This window comes from Burkholderia sp. Ac-20344, assembly GCF_017104975.1.
GTDB lineage: Bacteria > Pseudomonadota > Gammaproteobacteria > Burkholderiales > Burkholderiaceae > Burkholderia.
In genome coordinates, this window is record NZ_JAAGPP010000037.1 from 13546 (window position 1) to 27679 (window position 14134).

A 14134-nucleotide genomic window follows, 5' to 3' on the forward strand; every position below is an offset into this window, starting at 1 on the left:
CGTACACGCCGGGCGTTGCCCCGGCTTCAACCGGGGATTGAACACCTTGAAGCGGCTTCAAGGTCAACGCATTCGATGCAGGGCACACCGGCAAGCCGGCGCGCCCGTGCCGGTCAAAGCTGCGCGAGCGCCTGGTCGAGATCGGCGAGCAGATCGTCGATATGCTCGATGCCGATCGACAGCCGCACCGTTTCTTCCTTCACGCCGGCCTTCGCGAGTTCGGCCGGCGACAGTTGCCGGTGCGTCGTCGAGGCCGGGTGCGTCGCGAGCGATTTCGTGTCGCCGATGTTGACGAGCCGCGTGAACAGCTTCAGCGCGTCCTGGAATTTCGCGCCGCCGTCGCGGCCGCCCTTCACGCCGAACGTCAGGATGCCCGGCGCGCGGCCCGACAGGTAGCGCGCGACGAGCGGATGGTCGGGGTGATCGGGCAGGCCCGCATAGTTCACCCATTCGACGTTTTCGTGACGCGCGAGATGCTGCGCGATCTTCAGCGCGTTGCCGCTGATCCGCTCGACGCGCAGCGCCAGTGTTTCGATGCCCTGCAGGATCTGGAAGGCATTGAACGGCGAGATCGCCGCACCCATGTTGCGCAGCGGCACCACGCGCGCGCGGCCGATGTAGGCAGCCGGCCCGAACGCTTCCGTGTAGACGACGCCGTGATAGCTGACGTCGGGCTCGTTCAGCCGCTTGAAGCGGTCCGCATGCTCGGCCCACGGGAACTTGCCCGAATCGACGATCGCGCCGCCGAGGCTCGTGCCGTGCCCGCCGAGATACTTCGTCAGCGAATGCACGACGATATCCGCGCCGTGCTCGAACGGGCGCAGCAGGTACGGCGACGGCACCGTATTGTCGACGATCAGCGGAATCCCGTGGCGATGCGCGACTTCCGCGAGCGCGGCGATGTCGGTGACGTTGCCGAGCGGGTTGCCGACCGATTCCGCGAAGATCGCTTTCGTGCGCGCGTCGATCAGCGGCTCGAACGATGCGGGGTCGCGCGGATCGGCGAAGCGCGTCGTGATCCCGTATTGCGGCAGCGTATGCGCGAACAGGTTGTAGGTGCCGCCATACAGCGAACTCGCGGACACGATGTTGTCGCCCGCTTCGGCGATCGTCTGGATTGCGTACGTGACAGCGGATTGCCCCGATGCAAGCGCCAGCGCGCCGATGCCGCCCTCGAGCGCGGCGATGCGCTGCTCGAGCACGTCCGTCGTCGGGTTCATGATCCGCGTGTAGATGTTGCCCTGGACCTTCAGGTCGAACAGGTCGGCGCCGTGCTGCGTGTCGTCGAATGCGTACGCAACGGTCTGGTAGATCGGTACGGCGACCGCGCGCGTGGTCGGGTCGGGACGATAACCGCCGTGCACGGCGATGGTTTCGAGGCGCCAGTTCGATGCGGCCTGATCGGTCATGGGTGCTCCGTCTGTTGTTGTGGTGGTCGAGCGATTATAGGAGCACGTGCGCACCTGCCCTTAGAACGAATGGTTTGTTGCTTATGGCGGGGCGGCGCATAAAATGCCTGTTCCGCAAACAGGGGGTGCGCGATGAATCAGGACTATTGGAACCAGGTGGATGCGTATTTCTCCGCGACGCTCGTGCCGTCCGACGACGCGCTCGACGCCGCGCTGGCAGCGAGCGACGCGGCCGGGCTGCCCGCGATCAACGTCGCGCCGAACCAGGGCAAGCTGCTGCAACTGCTCGCGACGATCCGCGGCGCGCGCCGGATCCTCGAAGTCGGCACGCTCGGCGGCTACAGCACGATCTGGCTCGCGCGCGCGTTGCCGCCGGGCGGCACGCTCGTGACGCTCGAACTGAACCCCGAGCATGCAAAGGTCGCGACGCGGAACATCGCGCGTGCGGGGTTCGCGGAAGTCGTGACGGTGGTGGTCGGCAGCGCGAAGGACAGCCTCGCACGGCTCGTCGATGCCGGTGAAGCGCCATTCGATTTCATCTTCATCGATGCCGACAAGGACAACAACCCGGTCTATCTCGACGCGGCGCTGAAGCTGTCGCGGCCCGGCACGGTGATCGTCGTCGACAACGTCGTGCGCGGCGGGCGCGTGGCCGATCCGGACAATCGCGAGCCCGACGTGGTCGGCGTGCGCGACGGGTTCGCGCGTCTCGCGGCCGACCCGAACCTCACGACGACGGCCGTGCAGACGGTCGGGCAGAAGGGCTGGGACGGGTTCTCGATTTCGATCGTCGGTGCGTGACGTGCGGCGTCAGCGCGGGTTTGCTGCCGCATCGGCTCGTCGATACAGGCGTGGCCACTGATCGTCGGACAGGCCGTTGCAGGTGCCGTGCGTGGCGATGTCGCTGAGCATGAAGTGCCGGCCGTCGAAGGTCCACGTTGCGGTCGAGCCGCAATCGCCGGCACTGCGCAGCCTGACCTTGCTCGACAGCATCGCGCCGATCGTGGCGTAGCCGGCGTCGGTCAGTTCGTTCGCGAAGGACGCCGAATCGAGTCCCGCATTCGCGTTCTCGCCGAAATTCATCGCCGTCGGCATGAACGGTGCCGCCCGTCGCACGCGATACCACAGGTCGGTGTGGTTATACAGGCTGCTGGTCTGGCACGGAATCGAGACGAGCGCCTCGTCGGCGGAGATCGCGAAGGCGGACGACGCCTTCCTGCGATCGCTGGCGGACATTTCGTCTTCGACGTCGGCGGCACATTGCTTCACGTCGCTGCCGAATTTCGCGAGCACCGCGTCGACGAGCGGGCCCTGTTCGGCGGCCAACACGGCGGCGGCCGGGATCGGCGCAGGCACGACGGCGGGCGGTAGTACCGGTGCGGCCGGCACCGACGACGCGGGCCGGGTGCCGGGGCGCAGCAGCGCCGTGACCGTGCCGACACGGCCCTGTGTGTCGTCGATCAGCAGCAGCGCGGCGCTCAATCCCGACAACGGCGTGCGGGCGGTATGGGCCGATGCGGGATCGCCGAAGCTCAGCAGTTGCCCGTTGCGCGATGCGGCGAGCCAGGCGGCAACCGTTGCCGGATCGCTGGTCCGCATCCGGGCACGTGTCCAGAACGAGGGCGCGTCGTCATTCTTGTCGCCGGACGCCCGCCATTGAGCGGGAGCCGCATCGAACGGCCGGCCGTCGACGCGTGCGGTGCGCAGGTCCAGCGGCACCGTCGCGTAGAGATCGAGCGATGCTTGTGCGTCCGGCCCGGCATCGCGCGTCACGCGCAGGATGAGGCGCGTGCGTGCGTCGTCGATATCGTCCGTGTGACTTTCGGCAATGCAACGGTTGCCGTTGTCGCAGACGACCGACCAGTTCTTGAAGTTGCGCTCGACCGGCGGCCGCGCGAGCGGGCGAGCCTGGGCAACGATCGGGGAAACGGCGAGGAGGGCGGCGATGGCGAGCGAAAGGCGGTGCGACATGACGGTTCGGATCGGCTGTGGATGGGCGGGCGGAAGACGTCGGACTGCAAGCGCATCGTCAGCAAGCGGGGCAGGTCGAGGGCTGCGGCGCATGCGGCGGCGCGCGTTACCGAACGGCATCGAGTATACCGCCGCAATGGGCTGCGATCGCGGCGACGACGCATCGTGTGCGGGCACGACCATTGCTGGCCGGCATTGATCGGACGAGTGCGAATGCGAAAACGGCGCGACGCCCGCAGGCATCGCGCCGTTCACCTTTCATCGACCGTCGACCACGTCGCGCAGGAACGCGTCGAGCATCGCCGCGTCGCCCCATGGCCGCTTGTATTCGCGATCGTGTTCGGCATCGGCGAGCATCGTCTCGACGAGCGCGTGGATCGCCGGCCGGCGGGGCCCGTATTCGCTTTCGTTCGCGCTCATCTTCAGCGCGAGCAATGCGTCGAGCTCCGCGCGCACCGCCGGCTCGTGCACGGTGCCGTCGACGAGATCCGCGAAGCGCATCGGCGGCATCCCGAGCCCCGAGTCGATCCAGCGTACCGCGAGCAGCGGCCGCAGCACGTACAGGTACTTCTTGTAACGCACCGTGTCGCCTTGCAGATAGCCGCGAAAGTTCTTCTTCGCCATCGCGAGATAGTGATGACGCCCACGCACCGGCGAGAAGAACGCCGACGCCAGCGACCGGAGCCGCGGCGCCCAGCGCGCGTCTTCGCGATACACGACGGGCGAGTCGAGCCATTCGAGCAGCGTCGGGTTCGAGCGGCGCAGCAGTTGCAGCGCCTTGCGCAGTTCCCAGCCGCTGACGTCGAGCTCGTCGTCGAGCGGCCGCTCGATCACGTCGCGTTGCGGTTCGACGCTCAGGTACCAGTCGCGCCGGTGCGCATACACGAAGCGCACGTCGTAATCGCTGTCCGGCGACGCGAACCCCCAGCCGCGGCTGCCCGATTCGCACGCGAACAGCACGCTTACCTCGTGGCGTCGCTCGATTGCCGCAAGCTCCGCCATCACGCGCGCCCGCACGGCCGGGTCGACCGGATGCGCGCTGCGCACGGTCGTCAATTTTTCCGTTTTCATTGTTGTTGTTTCCCTTTCGTTGCGCGCGGCCGCCGGCCATCGGCCGCGCACCGCGCTATCCTTTCACGCACACCACCTGGCGCAGCGTATGCACCACTTCGACGAGGCTGCGCTGGGCCGCCATCACCGCGTCGATGTCCTTGTAGGCCATCGGGATTTCGTCGACGACGCCCGCGTCCTTCCGGCATTCGACGCCCTGGGTTGCCTTCACCTGGTCGTCGACCGTGAAGCGGCGTTTCGCTTCGGTGCGGCTCATCGCCCGGCCCGCACCGTGGCTGCACGAGCAGAAGCTGTCCGGGTTGCCGAGCCCGCGCACGATGAAGCTCTTCGCACCCATCGAGCCCGGGATGATCCCGAGCTGCCCCTTCTGCGCGGACACCGCGCCCTTGCGCGTCACGAACACGTCTTCGCCGAAGTGGCGTTCGCGCTGCACGTAGTTGTGGTGGCAGTTCACCGCGTGTTCGTCGACCGAGAACGGCTTCGCGATCGCGCCGCGCGCCGCGCCGATCACCGCATCCATCATGGCCTGCCGGTTGCGCCGCGCGTAGTCCTGCGCCCAGCCGACCGCTTCGACGTAGTCGTCGAAGTGCCGGCTGCCCTCGGTGAGATACGCGAGGTTGCGATCCGGCAGGTTCGCGATGTGCTGCCGCATGTCGGCCTGCGCGAGTTCGATGAACAGGCTGGCGATCGCATTGCCGACGCCGCGCGAGCCGCTGTGCAGCATGAACCACACGTGGTCCGCCTCGTCGACGCACACTTCGATGAAGTGGTTGCCGGTGCCGAGCGTGCCGAGATGTGCGTAGTGATTCGTCTTTTCCAGCTTCGGATACTTGTCGACGATCCGCTGGAAGCCCGGTTGCAGCGACTTCCACGATTCGGTCACGGCGGCCGGCGTGCGGTTGCCCCACGCGCCCGGATCGCGGCGGCCCGGCGCGCGGCCGTGCGGCACCGCGCGTTCGATCGCGCTGCGCAGGCCCGCGAGCGAATCCGGCAGGTCGGATGCCGTCAGCGACGTGCGCGCGGCCATCATCCCGCAGCCGATGTCGACGCCGACCGCGGCCGGAATGATCGCGCCCTTCGTCGGAATCACGCTGCCGATCGTCGAGCCCTTGCCGAGGTGGACGTCCGGCATCACCGCGACGTGGCTGAAGATGAACGGCATCTGCGCGGTGTTGCGCAGTTGCGCGCGCGCTTCGTCCTCGACGGCGACGCCTTGCGTCCACATCTTCACCGGCTTGCCGTTCGCCAGTTCCATCACCTGGTAGTCCATGTCACTCATGTTCATCACCTTGCTACTTCGTTCATGAGGCACGGCGCCCGTGCGCCGTGCCCGATCGTTCATTACGCGCCCTTGATGCTGACGAGTCCGTTCAGCACCTGATCGAGACCGCCGAACACCGAGATGCGGTCGATCCGTTCCGCCACGCGCTCGAGCGTTTCCAGCTCCTTGAGCCGCAGCGCGGTCGGGTTTTCTTCCATCACCTTCGCGGTATTCAGCAGAGAACGCGTGGCCGCCGTTTCCTCGCGGCGGCGAATCACGTTCGCCTGCGCGGCCTTCTCCGCCTCGACCACCTGCGCGAGGATCGTCTTCATGTCGCCCGGCAGCACGATATCCTTCACGCCGACGCTGCGCACCTCCACGCCCGAATCGCCGAGGCGGGCACGCACCTGCGCGATCACGACATCGTCGATCGACTGCTTGTCTTCCAGCAGTTCGTCGAGCGAGCGCGTGCCGACGGCCGCCCGCAGCGCGAACTGCAGCTCGCGATACAGGTGCTCGACCGGCTTCTGCAGCTGGCCGAACGCATGCAGCACGTCCGCATAGCACCACGTCGCCGACAGGTTCAGCCGCAGCGCGACCTTGTCGCGCGTCAGGATTTCCTGTCCGCCGACTTCGAGCGCCTGCACGCGCAGGTCGACGAGTTCGACCGCGATGTCGCGGTTGAAGCGCCAGAACGCCGCTACGCCCGCGTCCAGCAGCCGCTCGATCTTGCCGTCGATCTTCAGCACACCGACGTGGTACGCCGGCACCTGCGCCAGCAGCACGCCCGCGAGACCCGCGACGCCGCGTGCACGCAGCGCCGGTTGCGCGATGCGCTTCACGAGCGCGGCCGGCAGCAGGCTGTCCTGCGCGAGATCGACGCGTTCGAGACGGTGCGCGGTCAGGCCGCGCCAGTACAGCCGGCGCGTGCCCGGCGCCAGGATCTCGACGAGCACGTCGTCTTCGTAGCGCAGGCCCGCTTCATCGTCGGCCAGATCCATCGCGACGAAGTGCCGGGCGAGCACGTCCGGTGCGTCGTGACGCAGGTAGTCGGCCAATGCCACGTCCGCGAGCGGCGCGTCGAGACGCGCGGTCTGCACCGACAAACGCTTGAACGGATCGAAGGCCTTGAACACGCCCGGTTCGAGCACCTTCACGAAATCGCCCTCATTCATCAGCAGCGCGCGTTCGTTCTTTTTCACGACGTGTCGCATCCACATATTCTTGTCCTTTTCTTCAATGGCCGCCGGGTGACGCGCATCGTGCGGATCGCGGGGCGACGCAACCGGGCGGGCGGCGCGCCGGCCCGGCGCCGAAGGGCGCGGCGACGCATCCTGCATCGCGTCGTCGTGCGCCTTCGCGCGGGCCGTGCGGCCGTCCGGCCGATTGCGCGGAACCGCAACCGGTCCGACGCGCGGCGGGCCTTGCGGCCCGCACCGGCGGGTACTGCTTCTATCAAGAGACTGTCCTTGCGGACAGTGTTCGAGCGGGATTCGAACCCGCTACACACCGGCTTTCGCCGGCTGCTCTACCTATGAGCTTCCGAACGGAGGGCGCCCCGGGACTCGAACCCCGGCGAAGCGCCTTGCGCGCCCATTTGCCTTCGTCTGCCCATGGCGGCATACGCGACCGCAACGAACGAGGTTCGGCGGCGGCGCACCAGCAGGGCTTTGCGAGCCCTGGCTCGCGGGCCAGCGGGACATCCGGCGCTTTCTATTGAGCGAGGAGCGTGCCAGCGGGCGGCTTGATGCTCGAAAAAAATCTCAAGCCGTTGAAGTAAAAGAGGAAATTATTGGGCGTGACGGGCGAGGCATGAAAATCTGGCTGGGGCTCGATCCGGGAAATTCGATAAAATAAGATCGCTTATTATCTTGTGAGATAAACATGCGCAAGACCGTCGCAATCGGTTTTCTCGGCACCGTGCTCGACCAGGGCGGCGGTTCGCAGCGCCGCTGGCGCAACTGGCGACCGACGATTTCGCTCTGCGAGCAGCGCGACACGCCGATCGACCGGCTCGAACTGCTCCACGCGCCGAACTATGCGCGGCTCGCGAACCGCGTGAAGCAGGATCTGGAGCGCGTGTCGCCGCACACCGACGTGCGGCTCATCCCGATGGAGATTCGCGATCCGTGGGATTTCGAGGAGGTCTACGCGACGCTGCACGATTTCGCGCGCGCCTACCCGTTCGATCTCGACCGCGAGGACTACCTGATCCACATCACGACCGGCACGCACGTCGCGCAGATCTGCTGGTTCCTGCTGGCGGAGGCGCGCTACCTGCCTGCGCGTCTCGCGCAAACGGCGCCGCCGCAGAAGACCGATGAAGGACTGAGCGGGCCCGGCACGATGTCGGTGATCGATCTCGACCTGTCACGCTACAACCGCATCGCGCAACGCTTCACGCGCGAGCGCGACGAAACCGTGTCGTTCCTGAAGGCCGGCATTGCGACGCGCAACGCGCGCTTCAATGCGCTGATCGAGCAACTGGAGCGCGTGGCCGTGCGTTCGCGCGCGCCGATGCTGCTGGTCGGGCCGACGGGTGCCGGCAAGTCGTTTCTCGCGAAACGCGTGTACGAGCTGAAGCGCGGCCGCCATCGGCTCGCGGGGCCGTTCATCGAGATCAACTGCGCGACGCTGCGCGGCGATGCGGCGATGTCGACGCTGTTCGGTCACGTGAAGGGCGCGTTCACGGGCGCACAGTCGGCACGTGCGGGGCTCTTGCGCGCGGCGGACGGCGGCCTGCTGTTTCTCGACGAGATCGGCGAACTCGGACTCGACGAACAGGCGATGCTGCTGAAGGCGATCGAGGAGAAGCGCTTCCTGCCGGTCGGCGCGGACGTCGAGGCAACCAGCGATTTCGAGCTGATCGCGGGCACGCACCGCGACCTGCGGCAGATGGTGGCGGCCGGCACGTTCCGCGAGGATCTCTATGCGCGGATCAACCTGTGGACATACGAATTGCCGGGGCTGGCCGAGCGCCGCGAGGACATCGAGCCGAACCTCGAATTCGAGCTCGACCGTTTCGGCCGCGAGCAGGGCGAGCAGGTGCGGTTCAACGTCGAGGCGAAGCGGCGCTATCTCGCGTTCGCCGCGTCGCCGCGCGCGGCGTGGGCCGGCAATTTCCGCGAGCTGTCCGCGTCGGTCACGCGGATGGCGACGCTGGCCGATGCGGGGCGGATCACCGAGGCGCTTGCCGAACAGGAAGTCGAACGGCTGACGCGCACGTGGTCGTCGCCGGGCGGCACGGGTGCGTCCGATGCATGCGTCGACACCGTGTTCGGCGCGCGTGCGGCCGAACTCGACCTGTTCGACCGCGCGCAGCTCGAACGCGTGCTCGACGTGTGCCGCGTGTCGGCAACCCTGTCGGAAGCCGGGCGCACGCTGTTCGCGGTATCGCGGCAGAGCAAGAAGCAGCCGAACGATGCGGACCGGCTGCGCAAGTATCTTGCGCGGTTCGGGCTGGATTGGGACGGCGTGCGGCAGGCGCTCGACGGGGGATGACGAGTACGACGGCGCTGACGCCGCGTGGAGCCGGAAGGCCCTGCACGCGGCCGACGGGATCGGTTACGCCGCCGCCGTTGCTGCCTGCTGGAATGCCGCCAGAAACGCCCACTCCGGCTGCGCTGCCGCGACCTCCGCGAGCCCGCTCGCGAACGCGTGCGCCGGCAGCCACGGGTACCCGAACGCCGCGTGCAGCGCATCGAGTTTCGCCGACTTCGGATCGTCGATCGTATCCATTCGTGCGATATGAATATGCAGCGCGGCAATCCGCGCGGCGTCTTCGCTTTCGCCGTTGCCCGCGAACTGCCAGCGGTAGGTGCCATGCCCGATCCGCAGCGCGCCGTTGTCCTTCTGCCGCATCACGACGAGCCACGACATTCCGCTGACGCCGTGCGCGTCGACGTCAGGCTCCGTACAAACGTAATAGGTCCGGCACCGCTCGAACCGCTCGCCGAATTCCTCGACCAGCGTGCGTGCAATCGCGGCCGCGCCCGTCACGCGCGGCGGAAAATCGATGTCGTCGTTCGCGAGCGAAAAGCTCAGCTCGGCATCGGCCGCGAAGCAGTCGGCGATCAGCGCGGGCCGGTTCAGGTCCTTTGCGCGCAGATAGCATTCGAGCAGCGCGCGAACCGATGCGGGGTGAAGCGGGAAGGGCATGGACGAGCCTCCAGTATCGGGAAATCGGGCCGCATGCACCGGCCGGGGCCGGCCAGGGGCACATGTGCCTTTGCCGTATAATTTCGTTTCAAAGCTAAATTCGCATGACCGTACGGAGCGTCGAAGTCATGGCCAAGCAGCAAGAGGAGTCCGTTCTGACCATTACCAACCCGGCCTGCCTGATCGACGGCACGGACACGGAATTTCGCCATCTGATCAACGGGCTGCTGCCGTTCGCGGCCCGCCTGCTGTCGGTGCGCGACGGCTTCGGCTCGCTGATCGGCCTCACCGGCATTCAGTATTCGCTGCTCATCTCGGTCGCGCATCTGTCGCACGACGACGTCGTGACCGTCAATCGCCTCGCCGATCACCTGCACCTGAGCGGCGCATTCGTCACGATCGAGACCGGCAAGCTGAAGAAGCTCGGCCTGATCGACAAACGCTCGGACCCCGACGACAAGCGCAAGATGCGGCTCACGGTCACGTCGGCCGGTTCGAAGCTGCTGAAGGCGCTCACCGAGACGCAGCAGCGCATCAACAACGTGCTGTTCGAGGGCGTGACGAAGACCGAATTCAAGGCACTCTGCTCGGTGATCGATCGCCTCGTCACCAACGGCGACCGCGCGACGCTCGATCTCGCGCACCTGATCGCGCGCCAGGAAAAAGGCTGACGCGCGCGAGCCGCAGGCCCGCCCGCGATCGCCGGCCGGCCTGACGCTTCGGCCGCGCTCAGTGCGCGGCCCACTCGATCGTATTCAGGTCGACCCCTTCGAGATGCATGTCCCACAGCGGGCTCAGCGCGCGCAGCTTGCCGACCGTGTCGCGCACCTGCGCGATCACGCTGTCCACTTCGGCTTCGGTCGTGAAGCGGCCGAGCGTGAAGCGGATCGAGCTGTGCGCGAGCTCGTCGCTGCGGCCCAGCGCGCGCAGCACGTACGACGGCTCCAGCGAGGCCGACGTGCACGCGGAGCCTGACGATACCGCGACCCCCTTGATCCCCATGATCAGCGATTCGCCTTCGACGAAATTGAAGCTGACATTCAGGTTGTGCGGAATCCGGCGGGCGAGATCGCCGTTCACGTAAACCTCGTCGAGCGTCGACAGGCCGGCCAGCAGCCGGTCGCGCAATGCACCGACGCGGCGGCTTTCTTCCACCATCTCTTCCTTCGCGAGCCGGAACGCCTCGCCCATCCCGACGATCTGGTGCGTCGGCAGCGTGCCCGAGCGCATCCCGCGCTCGTGGCCGCCGCCGTGCATCTGCGCTTCGATCCGCACGCGCGGCTTGCGGCGCACGTACAGCGCGCCGATCCCCTTCGGGCCGTAGACCTTGTGCGCGGTGACCGTCAGCAGGTCGACGTTCAACGTATTCACGTCGACCGGAATCTTGCCGGCGGCCTGCACGGCATCGCAGTGGAACACGATGCCGCGCGCGCGGCACAGCGCGCCGATCTCGGCGGCGGGCTGGATCACGCCCGTTTCATTGTTCGCGAGCATCACCGACACCAGGATCGTGTCGGCGCGCAGCGCCTGCTGCACGGTATCGAGATCGAGCAGGCCGTCTTCCCGCACGTCGAGGTACGTGACGTCGAAGCCCTGGCGCTCGAGTTCGCGGTACGTGTCGAGCACCGCCTTGTGCTCGGTCTTCACCGTGACGAGATGCTTGCCCTTGCCCTGATAGAAGTGCGCGGCGCCCTTGATCGCGAGGTTGTTGCCCTCGGTCGCGCCGGAGGTCCACACGATTTCGCGCGGATCGGCGCCGAGCAGCGCGGCGACGTGCGCGCGCGCTTCCTCGACGGCCTGCTCGGCATCCCAGCCGTAGCTGTGGCTGCGTGAAGCCGGGTTGCCGAACTGCTCGTGCAGGAACGGCACCATTTTGTCGACCACGCGCGGATCGACGGGCGTCGTCGCGCTGTAGTCCATGTAGATCGGACGGGATTGCATCGCTGCGGCTCCGGAAAGCGGTGTGTCCCGCGGTGCACGAAAGCCCCGGGGAACAGGGTAGTCGCAGTGTACGTGGACATTCGCGGAGGTCGCGCAACATCCATCTCGCCAGTAGGGTTGTCTTTCAAACAAAGCTTTCAAGGTCAGGGTTTACGACAACTTGAACCTGCCTTTGCGTTTACATTTAATAAAAGCTAAATAACAAAGCTAAATAGCGGTGCTTTGTTGGGCCGGATTCCACTATGAATCCGGCGATGCAACCCAAGGAGGACGAGATGAGCGAGAACCATGACGGAACCGGTGCGGGCGCCGATGCGCAGCGGCGCTTTCGCACTGCGCTGTCGATGTTTGCGACGGGCGTCGCGGTGATTACCGCCCCGCGCAAGGAGGGGATGCCGATCGGCATCACGGTCGCGTCGTTCAATTCGGTGTCGCTGGACCCGCCGCTGATCCTGTTCTCGGTCGATCGTCGCAGCCTGAGCCTCGGCGACCTGGCCGGCGCGGGCGGCTATGCGGTCAACGTGCTGGACGAGACGCAACAGCACCTGTCGAACTGTTTTGCAAAAGCGAACGGCGACAAGTGGGGCTGGCGTGCCGACGCGGCCGATGACGACGGCGCGGTGCTGCTGCCCGACGCACTCGCGACGTTCGAATGCGAACCCTATGCGCAGTACGACGGCGGCGATCACGTGATCTTCGTCGGTCGCGTGACGCGGCACCGCGCGCGCTCGGAAGGGCGCCCGCTGATCTTCTTCGGCGGCCGCTACCGCACGCTCGACGGCATGCACGCGCCGTCTGCCTGAATGCAACCCACGCTTCATTCCACCCTGGAGGACATCATGATCAAGAACGGGACTCAGCACATCGCGTCGCTGCGCGACGGGCGGCAGGTCTACCTGAACGGCCAGCCGGTCGGCGACGTGACCGCGCACGCGGCATTCCGCAATTCGATCCGCAGCTACGCGAGCCTGTACGACTACCAGGCGCGCGACGAGAACATCGAGAAGATGACGTTCGTATCGTCCGATTCGGGCAACCGCGTCAGCCGCATCTGGCAACTGCCGACGTCCTATGACGAACTCGTCGAACGCCGTGCCGCGATGGAGGCGTGGTCGGAGCTGCATTACGGCTTCATGGGTCGTTCGCCCGACCATGTCGCGTCGTGCCTGTCCGGCATGTATATGGGCGCCGACGTGTTCGAGCAATACGATCCGGCGCGTGCGGGCGCGCTGCGCGACTACTACCGCTATGCGCGCGACAACGACCTGTTCCTGACCTACGTGATCGTGAATCCGCAGGCGAACCAGTCGAAGGCCGCACACGAGCAGGAGGACAAGTACCTCGCGGTCGGCATCGTCGATCAGGATGCCGAAGGCATCACGGTGCGCGGCGCGAAGATGCTCGCGACGAGCGGGATCATGGCGAACGAGGTGTTCTGCAGCTGCATCCAGCCGCTGCGCGAAGGCGACGAGATGTACGCGCTGTCGTTCGCGGTGCCGATGAACGCGAAGGGCATGAAGATCCTGTCGCGCAAGTCGTACGAGGAGAACGCGACGTCGGTGTTCGACAACCCGCTGTCGAGCCGCTTCGACGAGAACGACGCGGTGCTGTACTTCGACGACGTGAAGGTGCCGTGGGAACGGATCTTCGTCGCCGGCAACACGGCGATGTGCGCGAAGCAGTTCCACGCGACGCCCGCGCACGTGTACCAGAACTACCAATGCCAGGTGCGCTTGATGACGAAGCTGCGCTTCCTCGTCGGGCTCGGCCTGAAGATCTCCGAGGTCAACGGCACGAACGCGTTTCCGCAGGTGCGCGAAACGCTGGGGCAGCTCGCGGCCGAGGCGTCGATGGTCGAGGCGTGGGTGGTCGGGATGGAAGCGAAGGGCACCGTCGTCAACGGCTTCTACGTGCCCGACCGCAACATGCTGTACGGCTCTCAGGTCGTCACGCAGCAGCTCTATTCGAAGGTGCTCAACACGCTGCGCGAGCTCGCCGGCGGCGGAATGATCATGCTGCCGTCCAGCGTGCGCGACTTCGAGAACCCCGACCTGCTGCGCATCATCGAGAAGACGCAGAAGTCGCCCGTGTGCTCGTCCGAGGAACGCGTGAAGTTCTTCAAGCTCGCGTGGGATGCGGTCGGCTCCGAATTCGCATCGCGCCACAACCAGTACGAACTGTTCTATGCCGGCGCGTCGTTCGTCACGAAGGGGCACGCGTATCGCACGTACGACTGGCAGCGCGCGTCGCATCTCGTCGATTCGATGCTCGGCAGCTATTCGCTGAACCAGGAACTGTCGACGCCGCGCGCCGCCTGACGCGC

The 14134-nt window shown here is 66.5% G+C and carries 12 protein-coding genes and 1 tRNA gene; 5 read left to right on the plus strand and 8 right to left on the minus strand.

Going from position 1 to position 14134, the window contains the following annotated elements:
- Nucleotides 1–113 precede the first annotated feature (113 nt).
- On the minus strand, nucleotides 114–1409 hold the full coding sequence (locus G3N64_RS14550; RefSeq protein WP_205784582.1) for an aminotransferase class I/II-fold pyridoxal phosphate-dependent enzyme: 1296 nt from the start codon (nucleotides 1407–1409) through the stop codon (nucleotides 114–116).
- A 132-nt stretch (nucleotides 1410–1541) separates the two neighbouring features.
- Between G3N64_RS14550 and G3N64_RS14555 the strand changes: the two genes are divergently transcribed.
- Nucleotides 1542–2210 (plus strand): O-methyltransferase, encoded by a 669-nt coding sequence (locus tag G3N64_RS14555; RefSeq protein WP_205784583.1) that lies wholly within the window; start codon nucleotides 1542–1544, stop codon nucleotides 2208–2210.
- Between the two features lie 9 nt (nucleotides 2211–2219).
- Here G3N64_RS14555 and G3N64_RS14560 read toward each other — a convergent pair whose 3' ends face one another.
- The 5 genes from G3N64_RS14560 to G3N64_RS14580 form a co-directional block, all read right to left on the minus strand.
- Nucleotides 2220–3380 (minus strand): DUF1176 domain-containing protein, encoded by a 1161-nt coding sequence (locus G3N64_RS14560; protein WP_241020969.1) that lies wholly within the window; start codon nucleotides 3378–3380, stop codon nucleotides 2220–2222.
- A 258-nt stretch (nucleotides 3381–3638) separates the two neighbouring features.
- Nucleotides 3639–4451 (minus strand): nucleotidyltransferase domain-containing protein, encoded by an 813-nt coding sequence (locus G3N64_RS14565; protein WP_205784585.1) that lies wholly within the window; start codon nucleotides 4449–4451, stop codon nucleotides 3639–3641.
- Between the two features lie 55 nt (nucleotides 4452–4506).
- The gene (locus G3N64_RS14570; RefSeq protein ID WP_277399107.1) at nucleotides 4507–5730 is read right to left on the minus strand and encodes an RtcB family protein; all 1224 of its coding nucleotides are present in this window, start codon (nucleotides 5728–5730) and stop codon (nucleotides 4507–4509) included.
- Between the two features lie 62 nt (nucleotides 5731–5792).
- Nucleotides 5793–6932, minus strand: coding sequence for a slipin family protein (locus G3N64_RS14575; protein WP_205784586.1), 1140 nt, complete (start codon nucleotides 6930–6932; stop codon nucleotides 5793–5795).
- Between the two features lie 258 nt (nucleotides 6933–7190).
- Nucleotides 7191–7261: transfer RNA gene (locus G3N64_RS14580), tRNA-Phe, on the minus strand.
- A 335-nt stretch (nucleotides 7262–7596) separates the two neighbouring features.
- Between G3N64_RS14580 and rtcR the strand changes: the two genes are divergently transcribed.
- The gene (gene rtcR / locus G3N64_RS14585) at nucleotides 7597–9213 is read left to right on the plus strand and encodes an RNA repair transcriptional activator RtcR (protein ID WP_205784587.1); all 1617 of its coding nucleotides are present in this window, start codon (nucleotides 7597–7599) and stop codon (nucleotides 9211–9213) included.
- A 63-nt stretch (nucleotides 9214–9276) separates the two neighbouring features.
- Here the strand turns inward: rtcR and G3N64_RS14590 are convergent, their stop codons facing one another.
- Nucleotides 9277–9870 (minus strand): nuclear transport factor 2 family protein, encoded by a 594-nt coding sequence (locus G3N64_RS14590; protein WP_205784588.1) that lies wholly within the window; start codon nucleotides 9868–9870, stop codon nucleotides 9277–9279.
- A gap of 128 nt (nucleotides 9871–9998) precedes the next feature.
- On the opposite strand from G3N64_RS14590, the gene G3N64_RS14595 reads away from it, so the two are divergent.
- Nucleotides 9999–10541 carry a MarR family winged helix-turn-helix transcriptional regulator gene (locus G3N64_RS14595; protein WP_205784589.1) on the plus strand — a complete coding sequence of 181 codons (543 nt, stop codon included), beginning with the start codon at nucleotides 9999–10001 and terminating at the stop codon, nucleotides 10539–10541.
- A gap of 58 nt (nucleotides 10542–10599) precedes the next feature.
- Here the strand turns inward: G3N64_RS14595 and G3N64_RS14600 are convergent, their stop codons facing one another.
- Nucleotides 10600–11811, minus strand: coding sequence for an IscS subfamily cysteine desulfurase (locus G3N64_RS14600; RefSeq protein ID WP_205784590.1), 1212 nt, complete (start codon nucleotides 11809–11811; stop codon nucleotides 10600–10602).
- 275 nt (nucleotides 11812–12086) lie between these two features.
- On the opposite strand from G3N64_RS14600, the gene G3N64_RS14605 reads away from it, so the two are divergent.
- Nucleotides 12087–12614, plus strand: a complete 528-nt coding sequence (locus tag G3N64_RS14605; protein WP_241020970.1) for a flavin reductase family protein — start codon at nucleotides 12087–12089, stop codon at nucleotides 12612–12614.
- A gap of 36 nt (nucleotides 12615–12650) precedes the next feature.
- Nucleotides 12651–14129 carry a 4-hydroxyphenylacetate 3-hydroxylase family protein gene (locus tag G3N64_RS14610; protein ID WP_205784592.1) on the plus strand — a complete coding sequence of 493 codons (1479 nt, stop codon included), beginning with the start codon at nucleotides 12651–12653 and terminating at the stop codon, nucleotides 14127–14129.
- Nucleotides 14130–14134: the final 5 nt, after the last annotated feature.

What these genes read in the sequence shown, in the direction of transcription:
- G3N64_RS14550 (WP_205784582.1), bottom strand. Translation starts at nt 1,409, where the DNA reads ATGACCGATCAGGCCGCATCGAACTGGCGCCTCGAAACCATCGCCGTG.
- G3N64_RS14555 (WP_205784583.1), top strand. Translation starts at nt 1,542, where the DNA reads ATGAATCAGGACTATTGGAACCAGGTGGATGCGTATTTCTCCGCGACG.
- G3N64_RS14560 (WP_241020969.1), bottom strand. Translation starts at nt 3,380, where the DNA reads ATGTCGCACCGCCTTTCGCTCGCCATCGCCGCCCTCCTCGCCGTTTCC.
- G3N64_RS14565 (WP_205784585.1), bottom strand. Translation starts at nt 4,451, where the DNA reads ATGAAAACGGAAAAATTGACGACCGTGCGCAGCGCGCATCCGGTCGAC.
- G3N64_RS14570 (WP_277399107.1), bottom strand. Translation starts at nt 5,730, where the DNA reads ATGAGTGACATGGACTACCAGGTGATGGAACTGGCGAACGGCAAGCCG.
- G3N64_RS14575 (WP_205784586.1), bottom strand. Translation starts at nt 6,932, where the DNA reads ATGTGGATGCGACACGTCGTGAAAAAGAACGAACGCGCGCTGCTGATG.
- rtcR (WP_205784587.1), top strand. Translation starts at nt 7,597, where the DNA reads ATGCGCAAGACCGTCGCAATCGGTTTTCTCGGCACCGTGCTCGACCAG.
- G3N64_RS14590 (WP_205784588.1), bottom strand. Translation starts at nt 9,870, where the DNA reads ATGCCCTTCCCGCTTCACCCCGCATCGGTTCGCGCGCTGCTCGAATGC.
- G3N64_RS14595 (WP_205784589.1), top strand. Translation starts at nt 9,999, where the DNA reads ATGGCCAAGCAGCAAGAGGAGTCCGTTCTGACCATTACCAACCCGGCC.
- G3N64_RS14600 (WP_205784590.1), bottom strand. Translation starts at nt 11,811, where the DNA reads ATGCAATCCCGTCCGATCTACATGGACTACAGCGCGACGACGCCCGTC.
- G3N64_RS14605 (WP_241020970.1), top strand. Translation starts at nt 12,087, where the DNA reads ATGAGCGAGAACCATGACGGAACCGGTGCGGGCGCCGATGCGCAGCGG.
- G3N64_RS14610 (WP_205784592.1), top strand. Translation starts at nt 12,651, where the DNA reads ATGATCAAGAACGGGACTCAGCACATCGCGTCGCTGCGCGACGGGCGG.